General features: G+C 71.2%; 15 protein-coding genes. 9 read left to right on the forward strand and 6 right to left on the reverse strand.

The window, feature by feature from the left end:
* The first annotated feature begins 1 nt into the window (after position 1).
* The 5 genes from mtrB to DJ476_RS21795 all read left to right on the forward strand — a co-directional run bounded on the left by mtrB (position 2) and on the right by DJ476_RS21795 (position 6,711).
* The gene (mtrB, locus tag DJ476_RS21775) at positions 2-2,029 is read left to right on the forward strand and encodes an MtrAB system histidine kinase MtrB (protein WP_112491342.1); all 2,028 of its coding nucleotides are present in this window, start codon (positions 2-4) and stop codon (positions 2,027-2,029) included.
* A gap of 28 nt (positions 2,030-2,057) precedes the next feature.
* Positions 2,058-3,893, forward strand: coding sequence for an LpqB family beta-propeller domain-containing protein (locus DJ476_RS21780; RefSeq protein WP_112491343.1), 1,836 nt, complete (start codon positions 2,058-2,060; stop codon positions 3,891-3,893).
* Positions 3,894-4,003: 110 nt separating this feature from the next.
* Positions 4,004-4,753, forward strand: a complete 750-nt coding sequence (locus DJ476_RS21785) for a ComF family protein (RefSeq protein ID WP_112491344.1) — start codon at positions 4,004-4,006, stop codon at positions 4,751-4,753.
* A gap of 330 nt (positions 4,754-5,083) precedes the next feature.
* Entirely contained in the window at positions 5,084-5,773 is a 690-nt protein-coding gene (gene hpf / locus DJ476_RS21790) for a ribosome hibernation-promoting factor, HPF/YfiA family (RefSeq protein ID WP_018512285.1), read from the forward strand.
* Between the two features lie 185 nt (positions 5,774-5,958).
* A complete protein-coding gene (locus DJ476_RS21795) occupies positions 5,959-6,711 on the forward strand; it encodes a response regulator (RefSeq protein WP_053561012.1) in 753 nt (250 codons plus the stop codon).
* 18 nt (positions 6,712-6,729) lie between these two features.
* On the opposite strand, the gene DJ476_RS21800 is transcribed toward DJ476_RS21795, so the two are convergent.
* Positions 6,730-7,917: a winged helix-turn-helix domain-containing protein gene (locus DJ476_RS21800; RefSeq protein WP_112491345.1), complete on the reverse strand. Its 1,188-nt coding sequence runs from the start codon at positions 7,915-7,917 to the stop codon at positions 6,730-6,732.
* Positions 7,918-7,973: 56 nt separating this feature from the next.
* Positions 7,974-8,573 carry a GNAT family N-acetyltransferase gene (locus DJ476_RS21805; RefSeq protein ID WP_103418826.1) on the reverse strand — a complete coding sequence of 200 codons (600 nt, stop codon included), beginning with the start codon at positions 8,571-8,573 and terminating at the stop codon, positions 7,974-7,976.
* A 239-nt stretch (positions 8,574-8,812) separates the two neighbouring features.
* On the opposite strand from DJ476_RS21805, the gene secA reads away from it, so the two are divergent.
* Positions 8,813-11,626, forward strand: coding sequence for a preprotein translocase subunit SecA (secA, locus tag DJ476_RS21810; protein ID WP_103418827.1), 2,814 nt, complete (start codon positions 8,813-8,815; stop codon positions 11,624-11,626).
* A gap of 68 nt (positions 11,627-11,694) precedes the next feature.
* Here the strand turns inward: secA and DJ476_RS21815 are convergent, their stop codons facing one another.
* Positions 11,695-12,141 carry an Rv3235 family protein gene (locus DJ476_RS21815; RefSeq protein WP_103418898.1) on the reverse strand — a complete coding sequence of 149 codons (447 nt, stop codon included), beginning with the start codon at positions 12,139-12,141 and terminating at the stop codon, positions 11,695-11,697.
* A gap of 279 nt (positions 12,142-12,420) precedes the next feature.
* On the opposite strand from DJ476_RS21815, the gene DJ476_RS21820 reads away from it, so the two are divergent.
* A complete protein-coding gene (locus DJ476_RS21820; protein WP_103418828.1) occupies positions 12,421-12,927 on the forward strand; it encodes a DUF6912 family protein in 507 nt (168 codons plus the stop codon).
* Between the two features lie 53 nt (positions 12,928-12,980).
* Positions 12,981-13,658, forward strand: a complete 678-nt coding sequence (locus tag DJ476_RS21825) for an HAD family hydrolase (protein WP_103418829.1) — start codon at positions 12,981-12,983, stop codon at positions 13,656-13,658.
* Between the two features lie 187 nt (positions 13,659-13,845).
* On the opposite strand, the gene DJ476_RS21830 is transcribed toward DJ476_RS21825, so the two are convergent.
* Positions 13,846-14,412 carry a DJ-1/PfpI family protein gene (locus tag DJ476_RS21830; protein ID WP_103418830.1) on the reverse strand — a complete coding sequence of 189 codons (567 nt, stop codon included), beginning with the start codon at positions 14,410-14,412 and terminating at the stop codon, positions 13,846-13,848.
* A gap of 414 nt (positions 14,413-14,826) precedes the next feature.
* Here DJ476_RS21830 and DJ476_RS21835 point away from each other — a divergent pair, with 414 nt between their 5' ends.
* Positions 14,827-19,824, forward strand: a complete 4,998-nt coding sequence (locus DJ476_RS21835) for an NAD-glutamate dehydrogenase (protein WP_112491346.1) — start codon at positions 14,827-14,829, stop codon at positions 19,822-19,824.
* Between the two features lie 121 nt (positions 19,825-19,945).
* Here DJ476_RS21835 and DJ476_RS21840 read toward each other — a convergent pair whose 3' ends face one another.
* Positions 19,946-20,737 (reverse strand): ABC transporter ATP-binding protein, encoded by a 792-nt coding sequence (locus tag DJ476_RS21840; protein WP_103418832.1) that lies wholly within the window; start codon positions 20,735-20,737, stop codon positions 19,946-19,948.
* On the reverse strand, positions 20,730-21,635 hold the full coding sequence (locus DJ476_RS21845) for an ABC transporter permease (protein ID WP_103418833.1): 906 nt from the start codon (positions 21,633-21,635) through the stop codon (positions 20,730-20,732). The genes DJ476_RS21840 and DJ476_RS21845 overlap by 8 nt, the downstream gene beginning before the upstream one ends.
* Between the last annotated feature and the right edge of the window lie 14 nt (positions 21,636-21,649).

A 21,649-nucleotide genomic window follows, 5' to 3' on the forward strand; every position in this document is an offset into this window, starting at 1 on the left:
CATGGCTGAGGGCAGCGCTGCTCCGAACCCCGGGGGGCCGGGAGTCCGTACGGAGCGGGCTGCCGGTCCGGGACGGAAGGCTTCTCGTATGAGCCGATTCCTGCAGGGCGGCCGGTTGTTCCAGGACCGGACGCCCGGTGGGCCCGTGCCCCGTCTGCTCATGCGGTGGGTGCGTCGTCCGCTGCTGCCCGCCGTGCGGTTGTGGCGGCGCAATCTGCAGCTCCGCGTCGTCGCGGGCACGCTGCTGATGTCGATGGGCGTGGTGCTGCTGCTCGGCTTCGTCGTGATCGGACAGGTCCGCAACGGTCTGCTCGACGCGAAGGGCAAGGCCGCCCAGACCCAGGCCGCCGGTGGCTTCGCCGCCGCCCAGGAGCGGGCGAACGCCTCCCTGGCCCCGGGCGGTCAGGGCACCGAGGGCCCCGACGGCATGACCGCCAACACCTCCTGGCGCACCGAACTCGTCGATCAGCTCGCGAGCGGCGGCAAGAACGCCTTCAACGTGGTCGCCCTCAGCGCGGACTCCGCCAACGAGGGTGCGGGCAGCCGCGCCCCCCGCGGTTCGGGCAGCGTCGAGGCGGCCAGCGTGCCCGAGCGGCTGCGCCAGGACGTGGGCAAGGGACAGGGCGCCTTCCAGACGTACTCCCTGATCCGCTACTCCAACGGCACCGAGTCGCAGCCCGGCCTCGTCGTCGGCAAGCGGCTCTACGACATCGACCAGCACCCCTACGAGCTGTACTACCTCTTCCCGCTCACGCAGGAGGAGAAGTCCCTGACGCTGGTCAAGACGACCCTGGCGACCGCCGGGCTCTTCGTCGTCGTGCTGCTCGGGGCCATCGCCTGGTTCGTGGTGCGCCAGGTCGTCACCCCGGTGCGGATGGCGGCCGGCATCGCGGAGCGGCTCTCCGCCGGGAAGCTCCAGGAGCGGATGAAGGTCACCGGCGAGGACGACATCGCCCGGCTCGGTGAGGCCTTCAACAAGATGGCGCAGAACCTCCAGCTCAAGATCCAGCAGTTGGAGGAGCTCTCCCGGATGCAGCGGCGCTTCGTCTCCGACGTCTCGCACGAGCTGCGGACCCCGCTCACGACCGTACGGATGGCGGCCGACGTCATCCATGAGGCGCGTGTCGACTTCGACCCCGTCACCGCGCGTTCCGCCGAACTCCTCGGTGACCAGCTGGACCGCTTCGAGTCGCTTCTCTCCGACCTGCTGGAGATCAGCCGGTTCGACGCGGGCGCGGCGGCGCTGGAGGCCGAGCCGATAGACCTGCGGACCGTGGTGCACCGGGTGATCGGCGGCGCCGAGCCGCTCGCCGAGCGCAAGGGCAGCCGCATCCTGGTCGTCGGTGACGACCAGCCCGTGATCGCCGAGGCCGATGCCCGGCGCGTCGAGCGGGTGCTGCGCAACCTCGTGGTCAACGCCGTCGAGCACGGTGAGGGCCGGGACGTCGTGGTGCGGATGGGCGTGGCCCAGGGCGCGGTCGCCGTGGCCGTACGGGACTACGGGGTCGGGCTCAAGCCCGGCGAGGCGACCCGGGTCTTCAACCGATTCTGGCGCGCCGACCCGGCGCGGGCCCGGACCACCGGCGGCACCGGCCTCGGCCTCTCCATCGCGGTCGAGGACGCCCGGCTGCACGGCGGCTGGCTCCAGGCCTGGGGCGAGCCCGGCGGCGGCTCCCAGTTCCGGCTGACCCTGCCGCGTACGGCGGACGAGCCGCTGCGCGGTTCACCGATACCGCTGGAGCCCGAGGACTCCCGGCGCAACCGCGAGAGCCGGGAGCGCGACGAGGCACCGACGGGCGAGAACCGGCTGCTCTCCGTGCCGAGCCAGACCGGGGCGGCGAAGCGCTCACCGCTGCCCGTCCCGGCCCGTGGTTCCGCCGTGCCGCACCCCGCCCCCGCCTCGGTGCACCCGGCGGCCCTGCCCGGCAACGGGGCCCGGGTCGTGGCCCGCCCGGCACCGGAGCGCCCCGGCGGCGCCGACTCCCCGGCGCACCCTTCCGACCAGGAGGACACCACTCGTGGGTACTGACCGCCGTCGTGGCGGCCCCGGACGCGGCGTGCGGCTCACCGCGCTGCTCGGCTGCTCCGTCATCGTGCTCGCCGGCTGCGGGTCGATGCCGGTGACCGGTGACGTCAAGGCGGTCGACGCCTCGCAGCCGGGCGACTCCCAGGTGCAGGTGTACGCGGTGGAGCCCCGCGAGGGCGCGGCGCCCAGCGAGATCGTCGACGGCTTCCTGGAGTCGATGACCAGCGACGACCCCGGTTTCCGGACCACCCGCAAATACCTGAGCCGGGCGGCCGCCAAGACCTGGCAGCCGAGCGAGGGCACCACCGTGCTCGCCCAGGCCCCCAACCGCAGCGGCCCCCTCCTCCACGACGAGGAGCGCCGCGACTCCGAGACCTCCTACACGCTGACCGGCGAGAAGGTGGCGGCGGTCGACGCCCAGAGTTCGTACCAGCCGCTCGCCCCCACCGACTACTCCCAGATCCTGCACCTGGTGCGGGAGGAGGTGGCGGACGGCAAGACCGAGTGGCGCATCGACATCGTGCCCGACGGGCTGGTCCTCGGGCAGTCCGACTTCAAGCGGCTCTACCGCTCCGTGAACAAGTACTACTTCGCCACCGGGCGGACGGACGGCCGCCCGGCGCTCGTCGCCGACCCCGTCTACGTACGTACGGGCACCGATCCGCTCACCCGCATGAGTACGGCGACGCAGACGGTCAGGACGCTGCTGGAGGGGCCGACGAACTGGCTGCGGCCCGTGGTCGACTCCCGGTTCCCCACCGGGACCGCGCTGCGCAAGGGCGTCGTCGCGCTGGCCCCCGACGACCAGAACGTGCTGAAGGTGCCGCTCAACGACAAGGCCGACAAGGCGGGCCGGGCGGCCTGCCGGATGATGGCCGCCCAGGTGCTCTTCACCCTGCGGGATCTGACCTCCGCCCGGGTCGAGCAGGTGGAGCTGGAGGGCGGCAAGGGTTGGCTCTGCGCGCTGGACGCGGACGAGGCGGCGAAGTTCTCCGCCGACAGCGGCTCCGACGGGCCCGACAGCCAGTACTTCATCGACGCCAAGGGGATGGTCCAGAAGATCCCCGGCGCCACCGGGGGCAACGGCACCCCCGAGGCGGTGCACGGCCCCCTCGGCACCGGTGCGGCCGCGATGGGCGCCGTCGGCGTGGCCCGGGACGAGCAGCGGGCCGCCGCGGTCTCGGCCGACGGACAGCACCTCTACGTCGCCTCCCTGGTCGCGTCGGGCGAGCTGGCCCCGCCCGCCGTGACCAGCGCGGGCAAGAAGGCCGCCGACCGGCTGTCGTCCCCGAGCTGGGACGGGCGGGGCGATCTCTGGGTCGCCGACCGCGACAAGGCGCGCCCGCGGCTGCTGCGGCTGGCCGAGGGCGAGGGCGAGCCGCAGGAGGTCCGGGTCCCGGGCCTGGACGGTGGGCGGATCGAGGAGCTGCGGCTCTCGGCGGACGGCGTGCGCATCGCCCTGCTCGTGACGGAGGACGGGCACACGACGCTGAAGATCGGCCGGGTCGAGCGGCGCGGGACCGACGAGGCGCCCGAGATCTCCGTCGAGGATCTGCGCCAGGCCGCGCCCCAGCTCACGGACGTCTCGGCCATCTCCTGGTCGGGCCGCAGCCGGCTCGTGGTGGTCGGCAAGGAGGCGGGCGGCATCCAGCAGGTGCGGTACGTGCAGGCGGACGGCTCCACGCCGTCCTCCGGTGCCTCCGGGGTGCTCCCGGGCGTCAACCAGGTCCGGGCGGTCGCCGCGGCGGACGACGAGCTGCTGCCGTTGATGGCGGAGACCGAGGGCGACGGCATAGTGAAGCTCTCACCGGGCGACAATTGGCAGACGGTCCTGGAGGAAGGCACCTCGCTGGTCTACCCGGGGTGACGTCGGCCCCGGGCACGGAACCGGACGGGGGGACCGGGCACGGGACGGGTTCGTACCGGCGGTTTTCCACAGGGGTGGTCCGTCCTCCGGAGGCCCGGCACTGTGGAGCCATGCGGGAGTGGTGGCGGGAGTTCTCCGGTCTGGTCCTGCCGGTGGCCTGCGCGGGCTGCGGCAGACCGCGTACGGAGCTGTGCCCGGTGTGCGGGTCCGCGCTGAGCGGGGCGGCCCCCCGGAGAGTGCGCCCCTCGCCCCGGCCCGCGGGGCTTCCCGAGGTGCATGCGGCGGCGCCGTACGAGAACGCCGTACGCGCGGTGCTGCTGGCCCACAAGGAGCGCGGGGCACTCGGGCTCGCGCGACCCCTCGGCCGGGCCCTGGCGGCCTCCGTACGGGCCGGGACGGGGCAGATGGGGGCCGTGGGGCCCCTGCTGCTGGTGCCCGTACCCTCCGCGCACTCCGCGACCGCGGCGCGCGGCCATGATCCGGTGCGCCGGATCGCCCGCTCGGCGGCGCACGAGCTGCGGCGCGCGGGGTGTCCGGCCCGGGTGCTCCCGGTGCTGCGGCAGCGCCGCAGGGTCGTCGACCAGTCGGGGCTGGGGGCCCGTGGGCGGCGGGCGAACCTCGCCGGGGCGCTGGAGGTGGCCGGCGGGGGAGAGCGGCTGCTCGCCCACGGAAGGGTGGTCCTGGTGGACGACCTGTTGACGACGGGAGCGACGCTGGCCGAGGCGGCGCGGGCCGTCGCGGAGGCGCTCGGGAGCCCCCGCGGAGCCTCCGGCCGCGCGGTGGGCTTCTCGGGCGGCGCGGTGTGCTCGGCGGCGGTCGTCTCCGCTTCTCCGTCTGCCTTCGAAATAAACCGGAACTGACCGAGAACTTGCGTCGTTGCAGGTAATGAGAGGGCAAACCCCCCTGAACGGAGGTAAGTGCCGGTAGCGGGTGCCGATACCCGGGTGCGCAGGCTATGTTCGGTGGTGAGGAACGGTGAAGGCCGAACCTCGATGAATGCACCTTGAGGTTTCGGGCAGGTAACTCACCGATGGACCGGAAGCAGTCGAGCCGGTGGGGTAGTGACCTCTCCGACGGGGGAGGAGGAGGCGAAAGTCACCGAGTCCGAGGCCCCTGGGGATCACCGGGGGCTGGTGCAAAAGGGAGATGCTCCGCCGCATGAGCGGGGCGATCCGGGAACGGAGTTCTGCGTGGACATCGTCGTCAAGGGCCGCAAGACCGAGGTGCCCGAGCGGTTCCGCAAGCACGTGGCCGAGAAGCTGAAGCTGGACAAGATCCAGAAGTTCGACGGCAAGGTGATCAGCCTCGACGTCGAGGTGTCCAAGGAGCCGAATCCCCGTCAGGCCGACCGTTCCGACCGGGTGGAGATCACGCTCCGCTCGCGCGGCCCGGTCATCCGGGCGGAGGCGGCAGCGGGTGACCCCTACGCAGCGCTCGACCTGGCCACCGGAAAGCTGGAGGCCCGGCTGCGCAAGCAGCACGACAAGCGCTACAGCCGCCGGGGCAACGGCCGTCTCTCGGCCGCCGAGGTCGGGGACGTGGTGCCGGGTGTCGCGTCGTTCGACGAGGACGGCGAGCTGGTCGGCGAGCAGCCGTCGGAACCCGTACCGACCACGAAGGTCGGATCGATCGAGGTGCAGGGCGAAGGGCCGCTCGTGATGCGCGAGAAGACCCACACCGCCGCGCCCATGGCGCTCGACCAGGCGCTCTACGAGATGGAACTGGTCGGGCACGACTTCTACTTGTTCGTCGACTCCGAGACGAAGGAGCCCAGTGTCGTCTACCGGCGACACGCCTACGACTACGGCGTCATCCACCTGAGGACCGACCCGCTCGCCGCTGACGAAGCAGGCGGCGCGGGTGGTGCGCTCGGCGGCTGACGCCCCGCCACCACGGTGCCCCTGGAGCGTTTTCACGCCACCAGGGGCACCTGCGCGCGGGTGCAGGATCACCGCTGGGGCGTCGCGGCATGGAATCATGGCGTCCCGAGCCAACCGGTGTTCGCTGGAACGCCGTTGGCGGACGACCGATGACTATCAGGCCGTGGCCTTCAGGGGGAGGAACGATGGTGGACACCTTCGGGCCCGTGCGCGGTGCGAGTGGCTCCGACGACGACGGTGCCCATGCCGTCGACGACGTGGACGGCCCCCCGCGCAAGGAGCCGATCAGGGTCCTCGTGGTCGACGACCACGCGCTCTTCCGCAGGGGGCTGGAGATCGTCCTCGCGCAGGAGGAGGACATCCAGGTCGTCGGTGAGGCCGGTGACGGCGCGGAGGCGGTCGACAAGGCCGCCGACCTGCTGCCCGACATCATCCTGATGGATGTGCGGATGCCCAAGCGCGGCGGCATCGAGGCCTGCACCGCCATCAAGGAGGTGGCCCCCAGCGCGAAGATCATCATGCTGACGATCAGCGACGAGGAGGCCGACCTCTACGATGCGATCAAGGCGGGCGCCACCGGATATCTCCTCAAGGAGATCTCCACCGACGAGGTGGCGACGGCCATTCGCGCCGTGGCCGACGGACAGTCCCAGATCAGCCCTTCCATGGCCTCCAAGCTGCTCACCGAGTTCAAATCGATGATCCAGCGCACCGACGAGCGGCGGCTCGTCCCCGCCCCCCGGCTCACCGACCGGGAGCTGGAAGTGCTGAAACTCGTGGCGACCGGCATGAACAACCGGGATATCGCCAAGGAGTTGTTCATTTCCGAGAACACGGTGAAGAACCACGTCCGCAATATTCTGGAGAAGCTCCAGCTGCACTCCCGCATGGAAGCCGTGGTCTATGCCATGCGGGAGAAGATCCTCGAAATCAGGTGATCCGCGCGGGACGTGGGCTCACCGGTAGGCCCGCTGCAGTGCCCGGCCGATCTCGTCCCTGAGCGGATCGCGCAGCTCCGGGGCGTCGATCCGCTCCAGCCGGATGTCCGTACAGCCCACCCAGGCCGCCGCCTCCACCAGCGCCTGGGCCATCGGGGCCACCGCCTTCGCACCGGCCAGCGAGGCCTGCCGGGCAACCAGCGTGGTGCCCTCGCGCGCCGGGTCGACGCGGCCCTGGAGCTTCCCGCCCGCCAGCAGCGGCATCGCGAAATAGCCGTGGACCCGCTTCTGCTTGGGGACGTACGCCTCCAGCCGGTGTGTGAAGCCGAAGATCCGCTCGGTCCGCGCCCGCTCCCAGACCAGCGAGTCGAACGGCGACAGCAGCGTCGTACGGTGGCGTCCGCGCGGCTCGGTGGCCAGCGCCTCCGGGTCCGCCCAGGCGGGCTTGGACCAGCCCTCCACCGTCACCGGCACCAGCCCCGAGTCCGCCACCACCGCGTCGAACTCCTCGCCCTTCAGCCGGTGGTAGTCCGCGATGTCGCTGCGGGTGCCCACCCCCAGCGACCGGCCCGCCAGCGCGACCAGCCGCCGCCGGCACTCGGTGTCGCTCAGGTCGTCGTGGAGCACCGCGTCCGGGATCGCCCGCTCGGCCAGGTCGTAGACCCGCTTCCAGCCGCGCCGCTCGGTGCAGACCACCTCGCCGTACATCAGCGCCCGCTCGACGGCGACCTTGGAGGCCGACCAGTCCCACCACTCCCCGCCGTTCTTCGCGCCGCCCAGCTCGGTCGCCGTCAGCGGGCCCTCCGTACGCAACTGCTTGATCACCGTGTCGTAGACGCCGACGGGCAGATCGTGGTGCCAGTGCGGACGGGCCCGGTAGGCGCGGCGGCGGAAAGCGAAGTGCGGCCACTCCTCGACGGGCAGGATGCACGCGGCGTGCGACCAGTACTCGAAGGAGCGGCCGCCCGACCAGTACGCCTCCTCCACCGCGCGCCTGCCCACCGCGCCGAGCCGGGCGTAGGGAATCAGCTCGTGCGAGCGGGCCAGCACCGAGATGGTGTCCAACTGGACGGCCCCGAGGTGACGCAGCACCCCGGGCACCCCCGCCCGGCGGTCCGGAGCGCCCAGGAAGCCCTGGGCGCGCAGCGCGATGCGGCGGGCCTGGTCGGCGGAGAGTTCGACTGCGGGAGGCGGCACAGGCGTCATACGTCGAACCCTAGACCGCGCCACTGACAGTCAGGGAGGGAGCACCGGCGGCCGCCTCACCGCGCGGAGTCCGGGGCGGCACCGTGCCGCTCGGGGAGGTACGGGTGGGTGCCCGGCAGCCCCAGGTCGGACGGGAGCAGCGCCGCCGTCCAGGCGTCCCGCCGCACCCCCTTGTTGAGCAGCCCGGACCGCTGCTCGCCCTCCAGCCGGAACCCGGCCCGCAGGGCGACCGCCCGGGAGGCCACGTTGCCGATCTCGGCGCGCCACTCCAGCCGGTCCGCCCCGAGCGCGGTGAACGCCCAACGGGCGGAGCCGAGCACGGCCTCGGTGACGTACCCGCGATTGCGGTGCTCCCGGGAGGACCAGTAGCCGACCTCGTACGTCCCCGGGCGGCTGCGGCGGTCGACGGAGAGCGCCCCGACGAGCGTGCCGCTCTCCGGCAGCACCAGGGCGAAGCTGTAGGCGGAGTCGTCCCGCCACCCCGCCGGGGCGAGCTGGGCGATGAACAGTTCCGCGTCGGTGAGCCGGTACGGCGAGGGGATCACCGTCCAGCGCTGGATGTCCGGGTCCTGACAGGCCGCGTGCACCTTGTAGGTGTCCTGCGGGCCGAACGGCCGCAGCAGAAGGCGTCGCGTGGTGAGAGTGGTCGGCTCCATACAGTGATTCTCATGAGCCGGGGGCCGCGATGCGAGCACTTTTGGGGCTTCCCGGCACCTTCCGCGCCTCTCGTCCGTTGTCCGGGAGGGTGCGGCGAGGTCCACGCGACGGCAGCCCTCCCGACGCGGTGGTGTCCTCGCTTACGATGGCCGTTGCGGTGGGGCCCACCTGCCGTGCCCGCGCCAGAGTCCATCACACGACCCAGTGCCAGGCCCGACCGGCAAGGAGACCAGCCTCAGTGTCCGTCTTCAACAAGCTCATGCGTGCAGGCGAAGGCAAGATCCTGCGCAAACTGCACCGCATCGCGGACCAGGTCAGCTCCATCGAAGAGGACTTCGTCAACCTCTCCGACGCCGAGCTGCGGGCGCTCACCGACGAGTACAAGGAACGGTACGCGGACGGCGAGAGCCTGGACGACCTGCTCCCCGAGGCGTTCGCCACGATTCGCGAGGCCGCCAAGCGCGTTCTCGGACAGCGCCACTACGACGTACAGATCATGGGCGGAGCCGCCCTGCACCTCGGCTATGTGGCCGAGATGAAGACCGGTGAGGGCAAGACCCTCGTCGGCACCCTGCCCGCGTATCTCAACGCGCTCTCCGGCAAGGGCGTGCACCTGATCACGGTCAACGACTACCTGGCCCAGCGCGACTCCGAGCTGATGGGCCGGGTCCACAAGTTCCTGGGCCTCTCCGTCGGCTGCATCGTCGCCAACATGACCCCGGCCCAGCGCCGTGAGCAGTACGCCTGCGACATCACGTACGGCACGAACAACGAGTTCGGTTTCGACTACCTCCGCGACAACATGGCGTGGTCCAAGGACGAGCTCGTCCAGCGAGGCCACAACTTCGCCGTGGTCGACGAGGTCGACTCGATCCTCGTCGACGAGGCCCGTACGCCGCTGATCATCTCCGGCCCGGCCGACCAGGCCACCAAGTGGTACGGCGACTTCGCCAAGCTGGTCACGCGCCTCACCAAGGGTGAGGCGGGCAACCAGCTCAAGGGCATCGAGGAGACCGGCGACTACGAGGTCGACGAGAAGAAGCGGACCGTGGGCATCCATGAGTCCGGCGTCGCCAAGGTCGAGGACTGGCTCGGTATCGACAACCTCTACGAGTCGGTCAACACCCCGCTCGTCGGCTATCTGAACAACGCCATCAAGGCGAAGGAACTGTTCAAGAAGGACAAGGACTACGTCGTCATCGACGGCGAAGTCATGATCGTCGACGAGCACACCGGCCGTATCCTCGCCGGCCGCCGCTACAACGAGGGCATGCACCAGGCGATCGAGGCGAAGGAAGGGGTGGACATCAAGGACGAGAACCAGACCCTCGCCACGATCACCCTGCAGAACTTCTTCCGCCTCTACGACAAGCTCTCCGGCATGACCGGTACGGCGATGACCGAGGCCGCCGAGTTCCAGCAGATCTACAAGCTCGGCGTGGTGCCGATCCCGACCAACCGGCCGATGGTCCGGGCCGACCAGTCGGACCTGATCTACCGCACCGAGGTCGCCAAGTTCGCCGCCGTCGTCGACGACATCGCGGAGAAGCACGAGAAGGGCCAGCCGATCCTGGTCGGCACCACCTCGGTCGAGAAGTCCGAGTACCTCTCGCAGCAGCTCTCCAAGCGCGGTGTCCAGCACGAGGTCCTCAACGCCAAGCAGCACGACCGGGAGGCGACGATCGTCGCCCAGGCCGGCCGCAAGGGCGCGGTCACGGTCGCCACGAACATGGCCGGCCGAGGCACCGACATCAAGCTCGGCGGCAACCCGGACGACCTCGCCGAGGCGGAGCTGCGCCAGCGCGGCCTCGACCCGGTGGAGAACGTCGAGGAGTGGGCGGCCGCGCTGCCCGCCGCGCTGGAGGCGGCCGAGCAGGCCGTGAAGGCGGAGTTCGAAGAGGTCAAGAAGCTGGGCGGGCTGTACGTCCTCGGCACGGAGCGCCACGAGTCGCGCCGGATCGACAACCAGCTGCGTGGTCGTTCCGGCCGTCAGGGCGACCCGGGCGAGTCCCGCTTCTACCTGTCGCTGGGCGACGACCTGATGCGCCTGTTCAAGGCCCAGATGGTCGAGCGCGTCATGTCGATGGCGAACGTCCCCGACGACGTCCCGATCGAGAACAAGATGGTCACCCGCGCCATCGCCTCCGCCCAGTCGCAGGTCGAGCAGCAGAACTTCGAGACGCGCAAGAACGTCCTGAAGTACGACGAGGTGCTCAACCGGCAGCGTGAGGTCATCTACGGCGAGCGCCGCCGCGTCCTGGAGGGCGAGGACCTCCAGGACCAGATCCGGCACTTCATGGACGACACGATCGACGACTACATCCGGCAGGAGACCGCCGAGGGCTTTGCCGAGGAGTGGGACCTGGACCGGCTGTGGGGCGCCTTCAAGCAGCTCTACCCGGTGAAGGTCACCGTCGAGGAGCTGGAGGAGGAGGCCGGGGACCTGGCGGGCGTCACCGCCGAGTTCATCGCCGAGGCCGTCAAGAACGACATCCACGAGCAGTACGCGGAGCGCGAGAAGACCCTCGGCTCCGACATCATGCGCGAGCTGGAGCGGCGCGTCGTCCTCTCCGTGCTGGACCGCAAGTGGCGCGAGCACCTCTACGAGATGGACTACCTCCAGGAGGGCATCGGCCTGCGGGCCATGGCGCAGAAGGACCCGCTGGTGGAGTACCAGCGCGAGGGCTTCGACATGTTCAACGCCATGATGGAGGGCATCAAGGAGGAGTCCGTCGGCTACCTGTTCAACCTGGAGGTCCAGGTCGAGCAGCAGGTCGAGGAGGTTCCGGTGCAGGACGCGGCCGAGCGCCCGTCGCTGGAGAAGGAGCCCGCCGCCCCCCAGATCCGGGCCAAGGGCCTGGAGGCGCCGCAGCGCCCCGACCGGCTGCACTTCTCCGCCCCCACGGTGGACGGCGAGGGCGGTGTCGTCGAGGGCGACTTCGCCACCGACAGCGCCGGTGCCACGCGGTCCACGGACGGCATGACGCGGGCGGAGCGCCGTAAGGCGCAGAAGAGCAGCGGTGGCGGCGGCGGTCGCCGTCGTAAGAAGTAACAGCAGCGGTACGACAGCGGCAGGGGCCGGACACCTCGGGGTGTCCGGCCCCTGCCGTCGTGCGAGGCTCACCGCGGCCCCGGGCCGGCGGGGACCAGGGGTTCGCCGCCCAGTTCCACGGCGGCGCAGCGCCAGCGGTGGTCGGCGCCCTGTTCCAGGCGGAAGGCCATGGCCTGGACCCGGTCTCCCGCCGCGATGCTGGCGAACGCCTCGACCACCCCGGTGGCGGGCTGGGCGCCGTGGCAGTGGCGCAGGACCGGGCGGCTGCCCCGGGTGGCCCCGAGCGGGAGGCCGGGGGCCAGTTCGGCGAGCTGGTCGTAGGCGTCCCCGATGGTGTGGCCGAGCATCCAGTGCACCGGGCGCTGGCCGCTGAGGACCGCGAGCAGCCGTTCCGCGAACCACTGGTGGGGCCGGGGCGGGCGGTGCGGCTGGAGCCGCCGGGACCGCTGGGGTGGTACGGCCTGGGGCCTGCGCCGGTCGTGCCTGCCTGCGGGCCTGGTGTTGTTCGTGCTCATGTTCATCGCCCCCGTGACGTGAACCGGGCCCGGTTGATACCGGGCGGTAACTTGTGCTGGTGATCTTCTACGGGGGCGGTCGGCAACACCGCAAGGGGCTCCCGCGCCCGGTCAGGGGCTCGGCGGGATTCACCTATCCGGGGCATGGCCCATGTGCCGCAAGGGCCGGAGCGGGGGTGACGGGGCGCCGGGCGTGGACGGGTGCCCCCGGTTGCCGAAACCCGAAAGGGGGCTCCCCACGTATCCTGAACGCGTCTCCGACTACGAAAGCGGCCTGCCATGCGCGTGTACGTCCCCCTGACGCTCTCCGGTCTCGCAGCGGCACACGCGGCCGGCGAGGTCGGCCCGGGGCCGCTGACGGCCTACGCGGTCACGCCCGGGCTGCGCGAGTGGTACGTCTCCGACGACATCGAGGAGCTGGAGTACGCGGCGCTCAGCCGGGCCGCCGCCGCCTCGCTCCGGCTGATCGCCGGGGACCCGGACGCGGCCCGGCGCCGGATCGTCGTCGCCGTCGACGTCCCCGACGCGGCCGCCACCGCCGACCCCGACCAGGCGCTGAGCGCCGCCTCGCTCGGTGAGGTGCGCCTCGCCGCCGCGCTGCCGCTGGCCAAGGCGGCGGCGGTGCACGTGGACGCCGACGAGGCCGAGAAGGACGTGGCCGCGGCAGCGGCGGCCCTGGGGGCGGCGGACCTCGGGGACGACGACGCGCAGTTCACGGTGGACGGGGCGGAGGACCACGAGCTGCTCTGGTTCGGCGTCCAGGAGATTCCGCAGCTCATCGGCTGAAGCCCGGCTGCCGAGGGCTCGGCGTTGTCAGACCGTGCGGGTACGTTTTCTGTATGACACCCGGGAAGACACGCACCCATCTGGTCTGGGACTGGAACGGCACGCTGCTCGACGACATCCATGCCGTCATCCACGCGACGAACGCCGCCTTCGCCGAGGTGGAGCTGGCGCCGCTCACCCTGGAGCAGTACCGGGAGACGTACTGCGTGCCCATACCCCGCTTCTACGAGCGGCTCCTGGGCCGGCAGCCCACCGCGGCCGAGTGGGAGCGGATGGACGACATCTTCCACCGGTACTACGCGGAGCGCCGGGTCGGCTGCGGGCTCACCGCCGGGGCGGAGGAGCTGCTCGCGCAGTGGAAGCTGGCCGGGCACAGCCAGTCGATCCTGAGCATGTACGGGCACGAGCACCTCGTGCCGGTCGTGCGGGGGTACGGGATCGAGTCCCACTTCGTCCGGGTCGACGGGCGGACGGGCCCGTCGGGCGGGAGCAAGGCGCTCCACATGGAGCGGCACTTCGAGGCCCTGGCGCGGGCGGGCGAGATATCCCCGGAGAACGCGGTGGTCATCGGGGACGCGGTGGACGACGCGGTGGCGGCGGCGCACGTGGGGGCGCGGGCGGTGCTGTACACCGGGGGGTCGCACAGCCGGAGCAGCCTGCTGGCGGCGGGGGTGCCGGTGGTGGACAGCCTGGGGGAGGCGGTGGCGTTGGCGGAGACGTTTTCCGCGTAGCGGGGGCGGTGGGGCGTGCGGGGGCGCGGTGCGTGGTGCGGGTGCGGGGCGCTGCCCCCGGGCCCGGTCCTCAAGCGCCGGACGGGCTGGATTCGGCCGGACGGGTCGGACGTGGGCGGACGGGCTGGATGTGGGCCGGACGGGCTGGGGTAGCTGCCGTGAGCGGGTGTGGCTGGATGTGGTCGGGTCAGCTGGATCGGCTGGTTGTGCGCAGCACCTTCAGGAACTCTCGCATCCACGCCGGGTGGTCCGGCCAGGCCCTGGAGGAGATCAGGGGGCCGTCCACCACCGCCTCCGTGTCCTGGAACTCCGCGCCCGCGCTCTGCATGTCCGGTTCCAGCGCGGGGTACGCCGTGACGCGGCGGCCGCTGAGGTTGCCGGTGGCGGCGGTGATCAGGGGGCCGTGGCAGATCTGGGCGACCGGGCGGTCCGCCGAGAAGAAGGCTCCGATGATCTTGCGCAGCTCGGCGTTGTTGCGGAGGTACTCCGGGGCCCGGCCGCCGGGGATCACCAGGGCGATGTAGGCCCCGGGGTCCACCTCGGAGAAGGCCAGGTCGGCGGGGAGGGTGTAGCCGGGCTTCTCCGTGTACGTGTCGTAGCCGGGCTCGAAGTCGTGGACCACGAAGCGGAGCGTCTTGCGTTCGGGGGCCGCGATGTCGACCTCGTACCCCTCCTCCAGCAGCCGCTGGTAGGGATAGAGCACTTCGAGGGACTCGGCGGCGTCGCCGGTGACGATGAGGATCTTCTCGGGCATGGCGCGCTCCTCGGGGTTCTCGGGACCTGCTCGCGTCCCCCGCTATCAGGTTGCCCCCGTTCCGTACATTCGCCAAGGCGATGCACCGCACTGTCCGAAGTGTCAAAGTTCGATGTCTTCTTTTGTACACATGCGGCTCATGACGGGGTGGGGTGAAGGGGCGATAGCCTGGTGCCGTGATCAGCGCGATACGCCTCGGGGGCAGCGAAGCCCCCGGCCGCCGCCCGGAGTGCCACCGCACCCGGGCGATCCGCGATCTTCCGACCCCGGACCGGCCGCCACGAACGGCCCCTACGGTCCCGGGTGACTCTCGAAGCGGCATAGCGTCGACCCCGACCGGACACCCCGTGTCGCGGCGGTACGTCGCTTTTCTCACCTACGTCACGCAACGGCGCGCGACAGGAGCCAGAGGACATGCAGACCAAGCTGGACGAAGCCAAGGCCGAGCTGCTCGCACGGGCTGCCCAGGTAGCTGACAACGCCTCGGGCGGTGGTGTCGGTGGCCCGGGCGGTACCCCCCGGGTGCGGGTCGCCGCCGCCGGGGCCGACGAGGACGCCCGTCCGGGTCAGGACGCGGCGCTCGCCTACCTTCAGCGCTACTACCTGCATACGGCTCCCGAGGACCTCAGCGGCCGGGACCCGGACGACGTCTACGGCGCGGCCGCCTCGCACTACCGGCTGGCCGAGAACCGTCCGCAGGGCACCGCCAACGTCCGCGTGCACACGCCGACCGTCGAGGAGAACGGCTGGACCTGCAGCCACTCGATCGTCGAGGTCGTCACCGACGACATGCCGTTCCTGGTCGACTCCGTCACCAACGAGCTGTCCCGCCAGGGCCGCGGCATCCACGTCGTGATCCACCCGCAGGTCACCGTCCGCCGCGATGTCACCGGCAAGCTCATCGAGGTCCTCTCCGGCGGCCCCGGCACCCCGAAGGCCTTCAAGGCCGGCCGGAGCACCAAGGCCGAGCTGCCGCACGACGCGCTCGTCGAGTCCTGGATCCACGTCGAGATCGACCGCGAGACCGACCGCACCGACCTCCAGCAGATCACCACCGACCTGCGCCGCGTCCTGTCCGACGTACGGGAGGCCGTCGAGGACTGGGGGAAGATGCGCGACGCCGCCCTCCGGATCGCCGACGACCTGCCCGGCGAACCCCTCGACGACCTCGCCGACGAGGAGGTCGAGGAGGCCCGCGAGCTGCTGCGCTGGCTCGCCGCCGACCACTTCACCTTCCTCGGCTACCGCGAGTACGAGCTGAAGGACAGCGACGCGCTGGCCGCCGTCCCCGGCACCGGCCTCGGCATCCTCCGCTCCGACCCGCAGCACAGCGTGGACGAGGACCACCCGGTCAGCCCGTCCTTCGACCGGCTCCCCGCCGACGCCCGCGCCAAGGCCCGCGAGCACAAGCTCCTGGTCCTGACGAAGGCCAACAGCCGGGCCACCGTGCACCGCCCCAGCTACCTCGACTACGTCGGCGTGAAGAAGTTCGACGCCAAGGGCAACGTCATCGGTGAGCGCCGCTTCCTCGGCCTCTTCTCCTCCGCCGCCTACACCGAGTCCGTGCGCCGGGTGCCCGTCATCCGCCGCAAGGTCGCCGAAGTGGTGGAGGGCGCCGGCTTCTCGTACAACAGCCACGACGGCCGCGACCTGCTCCAGATCCTGGAGACCTACCCGCGCGACGAGCTGTTCCAGACCCCCGTCGACCAGCTCCGTGCCGTCGTCACCTCCGTGCTCTACCTCCAGGAGCGCCGACGGCTCCGGCTCTACCTGCGCCAGGACGAGTACGGGCGCTACTACTCCGCGATCGTCTACCTCCCGCGCGACCGGTACACCACCGGTGTACGCCTGCGGCTGATCGACATCCTGAAGGAGGAGCTGGGCGGCACCAGCGTCGACTTCACCGCCTGGAACACCGAATCGATCCTCTCCCGGCTGCACTTCGTCATCCGGGTCCCCCCGGGCACCGAGCTGCCGCACCTCACGGACGCCGACGCCGACCGCATCGAGGCCCGCCTCGTCGAGGCCGCCCGCTCCTGGGCCGACGGCTTCGGAGAGGCCCTCAACGCCGAGCTGGGCGAGGAACGCGCCGCCGAACTCCAGCGCCTGTACGGCCACTCCTTCCCCGAGGGTTACAAGGCCGACCACTCGCCGCGCGCCGCCGTGGCCGACCTGGTCCACCTGGAGACCCTCAAGGAGGGCCACAAGGACTTCGCCCTCAGCCTGTACGAGCCGGTCGGCGCGGGCCCCGGCGAGCGCCGCTTCAAGATCTACCGGACCGGCGAGCAGGTCTCCCTCTCCGCGGTCCTCCCGGCCCTCCAGCAGCTCGGCGTCGAGGTCGTCGACGAGCGCCCGTACGAGCTGCGCTGCGCCGACCGCACGCACGCCTGGATCTACGACTTCGGGCTGCGCATGCCGCAGACCGGCGGCAACGGCGGCCACCTCGCCGACGACGCCCGCGACCGCTTCCAGGAGGCGTTCGCCGCCGTCTGGAAGGGCGAGGCGGAGAACGACGGCTTCAACGCGCTGGTGCTGGGCGCCGGGCTGAACTGGCGCCAGGCCATGGTGCTGCGCGCCTACGCGAAGTACCTGCGGCAGGCCGGTTCGACCTTCAGCCAGGACTACATGGAGTCCACGCTCCGCAACAACGTCCACACCACCCGGCTGCTCGTCTCGCTCTTCGAGGCCCGGATGTCGCCCGGCCGCCAGCGCGCGGGCACCGAGCTGACCGACGGGCTCCTGGAGGAACTGGACGGAGCTCTGGACCAGGTCGCCTCGCTCGACGAGGACCGGATCCTGCGCTCCTTCCTCACCGTCATCAAGGCGACCCTGCGCACCAACTTCTTCCAGCACGCGGACGACGGCACGCCGCACGCGTACGTCTCGATGAAGTTCGACCCGCAGGCCATCCCGGACCTGCCCGCGCCCCGCCCGGCGTACGAGATCTGGGTCTACTCGCCCCGCGTGGAGGGCGTCCACCTGCGCTTCGGCAAGGTCGCCCGCGGCGGTCTGCGCTGGTCGGACCGGCGGGAGGACTTCCGTACGGAGGTGCTCGGCCTGGTCAAGGCCCAGATGGTGAAGAACACCGTCATCGTGCCCGTCGGCGCCAAGGGCGGCTTCGTCGCCAAGCAGCTCCCGGACCCGTCCGCGGACCGGGACGCCTGGTTCGCGGAGGGCATCGCCGCCTACCGCACCTTCATCTCGGCGCTTCTCGACATCACCGACAACATGGTGGCCGGCGAGGTCGTGCCGCCCGCCGACGTCGTTCGCCACGACGAGGACGACACCTACCTCGTCGTCGCCGCCGACAAGGGCACCGCGAGCTTCTCCGACATCGCCAACGAGGTCGCCGTCGCGTACGGCTTCTGGCTCGGGGACGCGTTCGCCTCCGGTGGTTCGGCCGGCTACGACCACAAGGGCATGGGCATCACCGCCAGGGGCGCCTGGGAGTCCGTCAAGCGGCACTTCCGGGAGCTGGGCCACGACACCCAGACCCAGGACTTCACCGTCGTCGGCGTCGGGGACATGTCCGGCGACGTGTTCGGCAACGGGATGCTGCTCTCCGAGCACATCCGCCTGGTCGCCGCCTTCGACCACCGGCACATCTTCATCGACCCGACCCCGGACGCGGCCACCTCGTACGCCGAGCGCCGCCGCCTCTTCGAGCTGCCCCGCAGCTCCTGGGCCGACTACAACACCGAGCTGCTCTCCGCAGGCGGCGGTATCCACCCGCGCAGCGCCAAGTCGATCCCGCTGAACAACCACGTCCGCGAGGCGCTCGGCATCGACCCGTCGGTCAGCAAGATGACGCCCGCCGAGCTGATGCAGGCCATCCTCAAGTCCCCCGTCGACCTGCTGTGGAACGGCGGCATCGGCACGTACATCAAGGCCGTCTCCGAGTCGAACGCCGACGTCGGTGACAAGGCCAACGACGCGATCCGCGTCAACGGCGAGGAGCTGCGGGCCAAGGTCGTCGGCGAGGGCGGCAACCTGGGCGCCACCCAGCTCGGCCGGATCGAGTTCGCCCGCAGCGGCGGCCGGATCAACACCGACGCGATCGACAACAGCGCCGGGGTGGACACCTCCGACCACGAGGTGAACATCAAGATCCTGCTCAACGGGCTGGTCCGGGACGGCGACATGACCGTCAAGCAGCGCAACAAGCTGCTGGCCGACATGACCGACGAGGTCGGCGCGCTCGTCCTCCGCAACAACTACGCGCAGAACGTCGCCCTCGCCAACGCCTCGGCCCAGGCCCCCTCCCTCCTCCACGCCCAGCAGCGCTTCATGCGCCGCCTGGAGCGGGACGGGGCGCTCGACCGGGAGCTGGAGTTCCTGCCCGCCGACCGGCACATCCGGGAGCTGCTGAACAACGACACCGGGCTCACCCAGCCCGAGCTGGCCGTGCTGCTCGCCTACACCAAGATCACGACGGCGGACGAGCTGATCTCCACCGTCCTCCCCGACGACCCGCACCTGCAGAAGCTCGTGCACGCCTACTTCCCGAGCGAGCTGCGCGAGCGGTTCCCCGAGGCGGTCGACGGACACGCGCTGCGCCGCGAGATCATCACGACGGTGCTGGTCAACGACACGGTGAACACCGCCGGTTCGACCTTCCTGCACCGGCTGCGGGAGGAGACCGGGGCGTCGATCGAGGAGATCGTACGGGCCCAGTTCACAGCCCGGGAGATCTTCGGTCTCGCCCAGGTGTGGGACGCGGTCGAGGCCCTGGACAACCAGGTCGCCGCCGACGTCCAGACCCGGATCCGGCTGCACTCGCGCCGCCTGGTCGAGCGCGGTTCGCGCTGGCTGCTGGGCAACCGGCCGCAGCCCGTCGCCATCGCGGAGACCATCGAAGGGTTCCGGGACGGGGTCGAGCAGGTCTGGAACGAGCTGCCGAAGCTGCTGCGCGGCGCCGACCTGGACTGGTACCACTCGATCCTGGACGAGCTGACCGCCGCCGGGGTGCCCAGCGAGCTGGCGGTCCGGGTGGCCGGGTTCTCCTCCGCCTTCCCGGCGCTGGACATCGTCGCCATCGCGGACCGCACGGGCAAGGACCCGCTGGAGGTCGCGGAGGTCTACTACGACCTGGCGGACCGGCTGCGGATCACCCAGCTCATGGACCGGATCATCGAGCTGCCGCGGGCCGACCGCTGGCAGTCCATGGCCCGCGCCTCGATCCGCGAGGACCTGTACGCGGCGCACGCGGCGCTCACGGGTGACGTGCTGAGCGTGGGGAACGGCACCTCCACCCCGGAGGAGCGGTTCCGGGCGTGGGAGGAGAAGAACGCGGCGATCCTGGCGCGGTCGCGCTCGACGCTGGAGGAGATCCAGGGGTCGGACGCGTTCGACCTGGCGAACCTGTCGGTGGCCATGCGGACGATGCGGACGTTGCTGCGTACGCACGCGTAGGCGTTGCCGTACGGGGGTGAGGGGGCCGGTGCCGTTGGTGGCGCCGGCCCCCTCGGCGTGAGGTTCCGTCCTCGAACGCCGGACGGGCTGAAAGATGTCCTCAAACGCCGGACGGGCTGGATTACTTGGCCTTGGTGAACTTCTCGTACTCCGCCACCACGTCCTTCGCCGGGCCGTCCATCCGCAGCGTGCCCGCCTCCAGCCACAGGGCCCGGTCGCAGGTCTCGGTGATGGACTTGTTGCTGTGGCTGACCAGGAAGACCGTGCCCGCCTCGGCGCGCAGCTCCTGGATACGGTCCTTGCTGCGGCGCTGGAACTTCGCGTCGCCCGTGGAGAGCGCCTCGTCGATCAGGAGCACGTCGTGGCTCTTGGCCGCCGCGATGGAGAAGCGGAGGCGTGCGCCCATGCCGGAGGAGTACGTCCGCATCGGCAGCGTGATGAAGTCGCCCTTCTCATTGATGCCGGAGAAGTCGACGATGTCGTCGTAGCGTTCGCGGATCTGCTCGCGCGTCATCCCCATCGCCAGCCCGCCCAGCACCACGTTCCGCTCGCCGGTCAGGTCGCCCATCAGGGCCGCGTTCACCCCGAGCAGCGACGGCTGGCCCTGGGTGTGGACCTTGCCCCGGCTCGGCGGCAGCAGCCCGGCGATGGCCTTGAGCAGGGTCGACTTGCCCGAGCCGTTGGAGCCGATCAGGCCGATCGCCTCGCCCTTGTACGCGGCGAAGCTGACCCCCTTCACGGCGTGCACCTGGCGTGCGCCGGGGGTACGGCGGCGCGAGGCGATCCGGCTGAGCGCCGAGGTCGCGCTGCCCCGGCCCGTACGGGCGCCGTTGACCGTGTACGTGATGTGGACGTCGTCCACCACGACGGTCGGGATCCTGAGGTCGTCGGGGGAAGGCGTTGCGTCAGCCACGTCCGTACGTCTCCTCGGCCTTCCAGAAGTACACGAATCCCGCCACCCCGCACAGCAGAGCCCACCCCGCCGCGGCCGCCCACGCGTGCGGCGGCAGCTGCCCCGCGCCGTAGCTGTCGATGAGCGCGAACCGCATGAGGTTGATGTAGAGCGCCGCCGGGTTGTACTCCAGCGCCACCATCACCGCGTGCGGCACCCGGTCGCCCGCCAGCAGCTGCTCCAGGCTCCACATCACCCCGGACGCGTACATCCAGGTCCGCAGCACGAACGGCATCAGCTGCGCGATGTCCGGGGTCTTCGCCGTCAGCCGGGCCACCGCCATCGAGACCCCGGTGTTGAACACCGCCTGGAGCGCGAGGGCCGGGACCGCCAGCAGCCAGGACGGCCGCGGGTACTGCCCGAAGGCCAGCAGGATCAGCGTCAGCGCCCCCAGCGAGAACAGCAGCTGCTGCAACTGCTGGAGCGCCAGCGCCACCGGCAGCGAGGCCCGGGGGAAGTGCAGGGCCCGCACCAGCCCGATGTTGCCGCTGATCGCCCGGGTGCCCGCGGTGATCGAGCTGCTGGTGAAGGTCCAGATGAAGACCCCGGTCACCAGGAACGGAACGAAGTCCTCCACCCCGTGCCTGGTGTTCAGCAGGACGCCGAAGATGAAGTAGTAGACCGCCGCGTTCAGCAGCGGCGTCATGATCTGCCAGATCTGGCCCAGCTTCGCCTGGCTGTACTGGGCCGTCAGCTTGGCCGTCGCGAACGCCGCGATGAAGTGCCGCCGCCCCCAGAGCTGCCCGATGTACGCGGGCAGTGAGGGCCGGGCGCCGCTCACCTTCAGCCCGTGCCGGGCGGCGAGGGCCGCCAGCTCACCGGGGGCGTACGTGGGGACGCCCGGCGCGGGGGTGGTCACCGGGGGCGGCGGGG

Source organism: Streptomyces bacillaris (assembly GCF_003268675.1).
GTDB lineage: Bacteria > Actinomycetota > Actinomycetes > Streptomycetales > Streptomycetaceae > Streptomyces > Streptomyces bacillaris.

Excerpts from the sequence above, each read along its gene's own strand:
- DJ476_RS21805 (WP_103418826.1), bottom strand. The coding sequence starts at position 8,573 with ATGGAGCCGACCACTCTCACCACGCGACGCCTTCTGCTGCGGCCGTTC.
- DJ476_RS21835 (WP_112491346.1), top strand. The coding sequence starts at position 14,827 with ATGCAGACCAAGCTGGACGAAGCCAAGGCCGAGCTGCTCGCACGGGCT.
- DJ476_RS21795 (WP_053561012.1), top strand. The coding sequence starts at position 5,959 with ATGGTGGACACCTTCGGGCCCGTGCGCGGTGCGAGTGGCTCCGACGAC.
- DJ476_RS21825 (WP_103418829.1), top strand. The coding sequence starts at position 12,981 with ATGACACCCGGGAAGACACGCACCCATCTGGTCTGGGACTGGAACGGC.
- DJ476_RS21815 (WP_103418898.1), bottom strand. The coding sequence starts at position 12,141 with ATGAGCACGAACAACACCAGGCCCGCAGGCAGGCACGACCGGCGCAGG.
- DJ476_RS21785 (WP_112491344.1), top strand. The coding sequence starts at position 4,004 with ATGCGGGAGTGGTGGCGGGAGTTCTCCGGTCTGGTCCTGCCGGTGGCC.
- DJ476_RS21800 (WP_112491345.1), bottom strand. The coding sequence starts at position 7,917 with ATGACGCCTGTGCCGCCTCCCGCAGTCGAACTCTCCGCCGACCAGGCC.
- mtrB (WP_112491342.1), top strand. The coding sequence starts at position 2 with ATGGCTGAGGGCAGCGCTGCTCCGAACCCCGGGGGGCCGGGAGTCCGT.
- DJ476_RS21820 (WP_103418828.1), top strand. The coding sequence starts at position 12,421 with ATGCGCGTGTACGTCCCCCTGACGCTCTCCGGTCTCGCAGCGGCACAC.
- DJ476_RS21830 (WP_103418830.1), bottom strand. The coding sequence starts at position 14,412 with ATGCCCGAGAAGATCCTCATCGTCACCGGCGACGCCGCCGAGTCCCTC.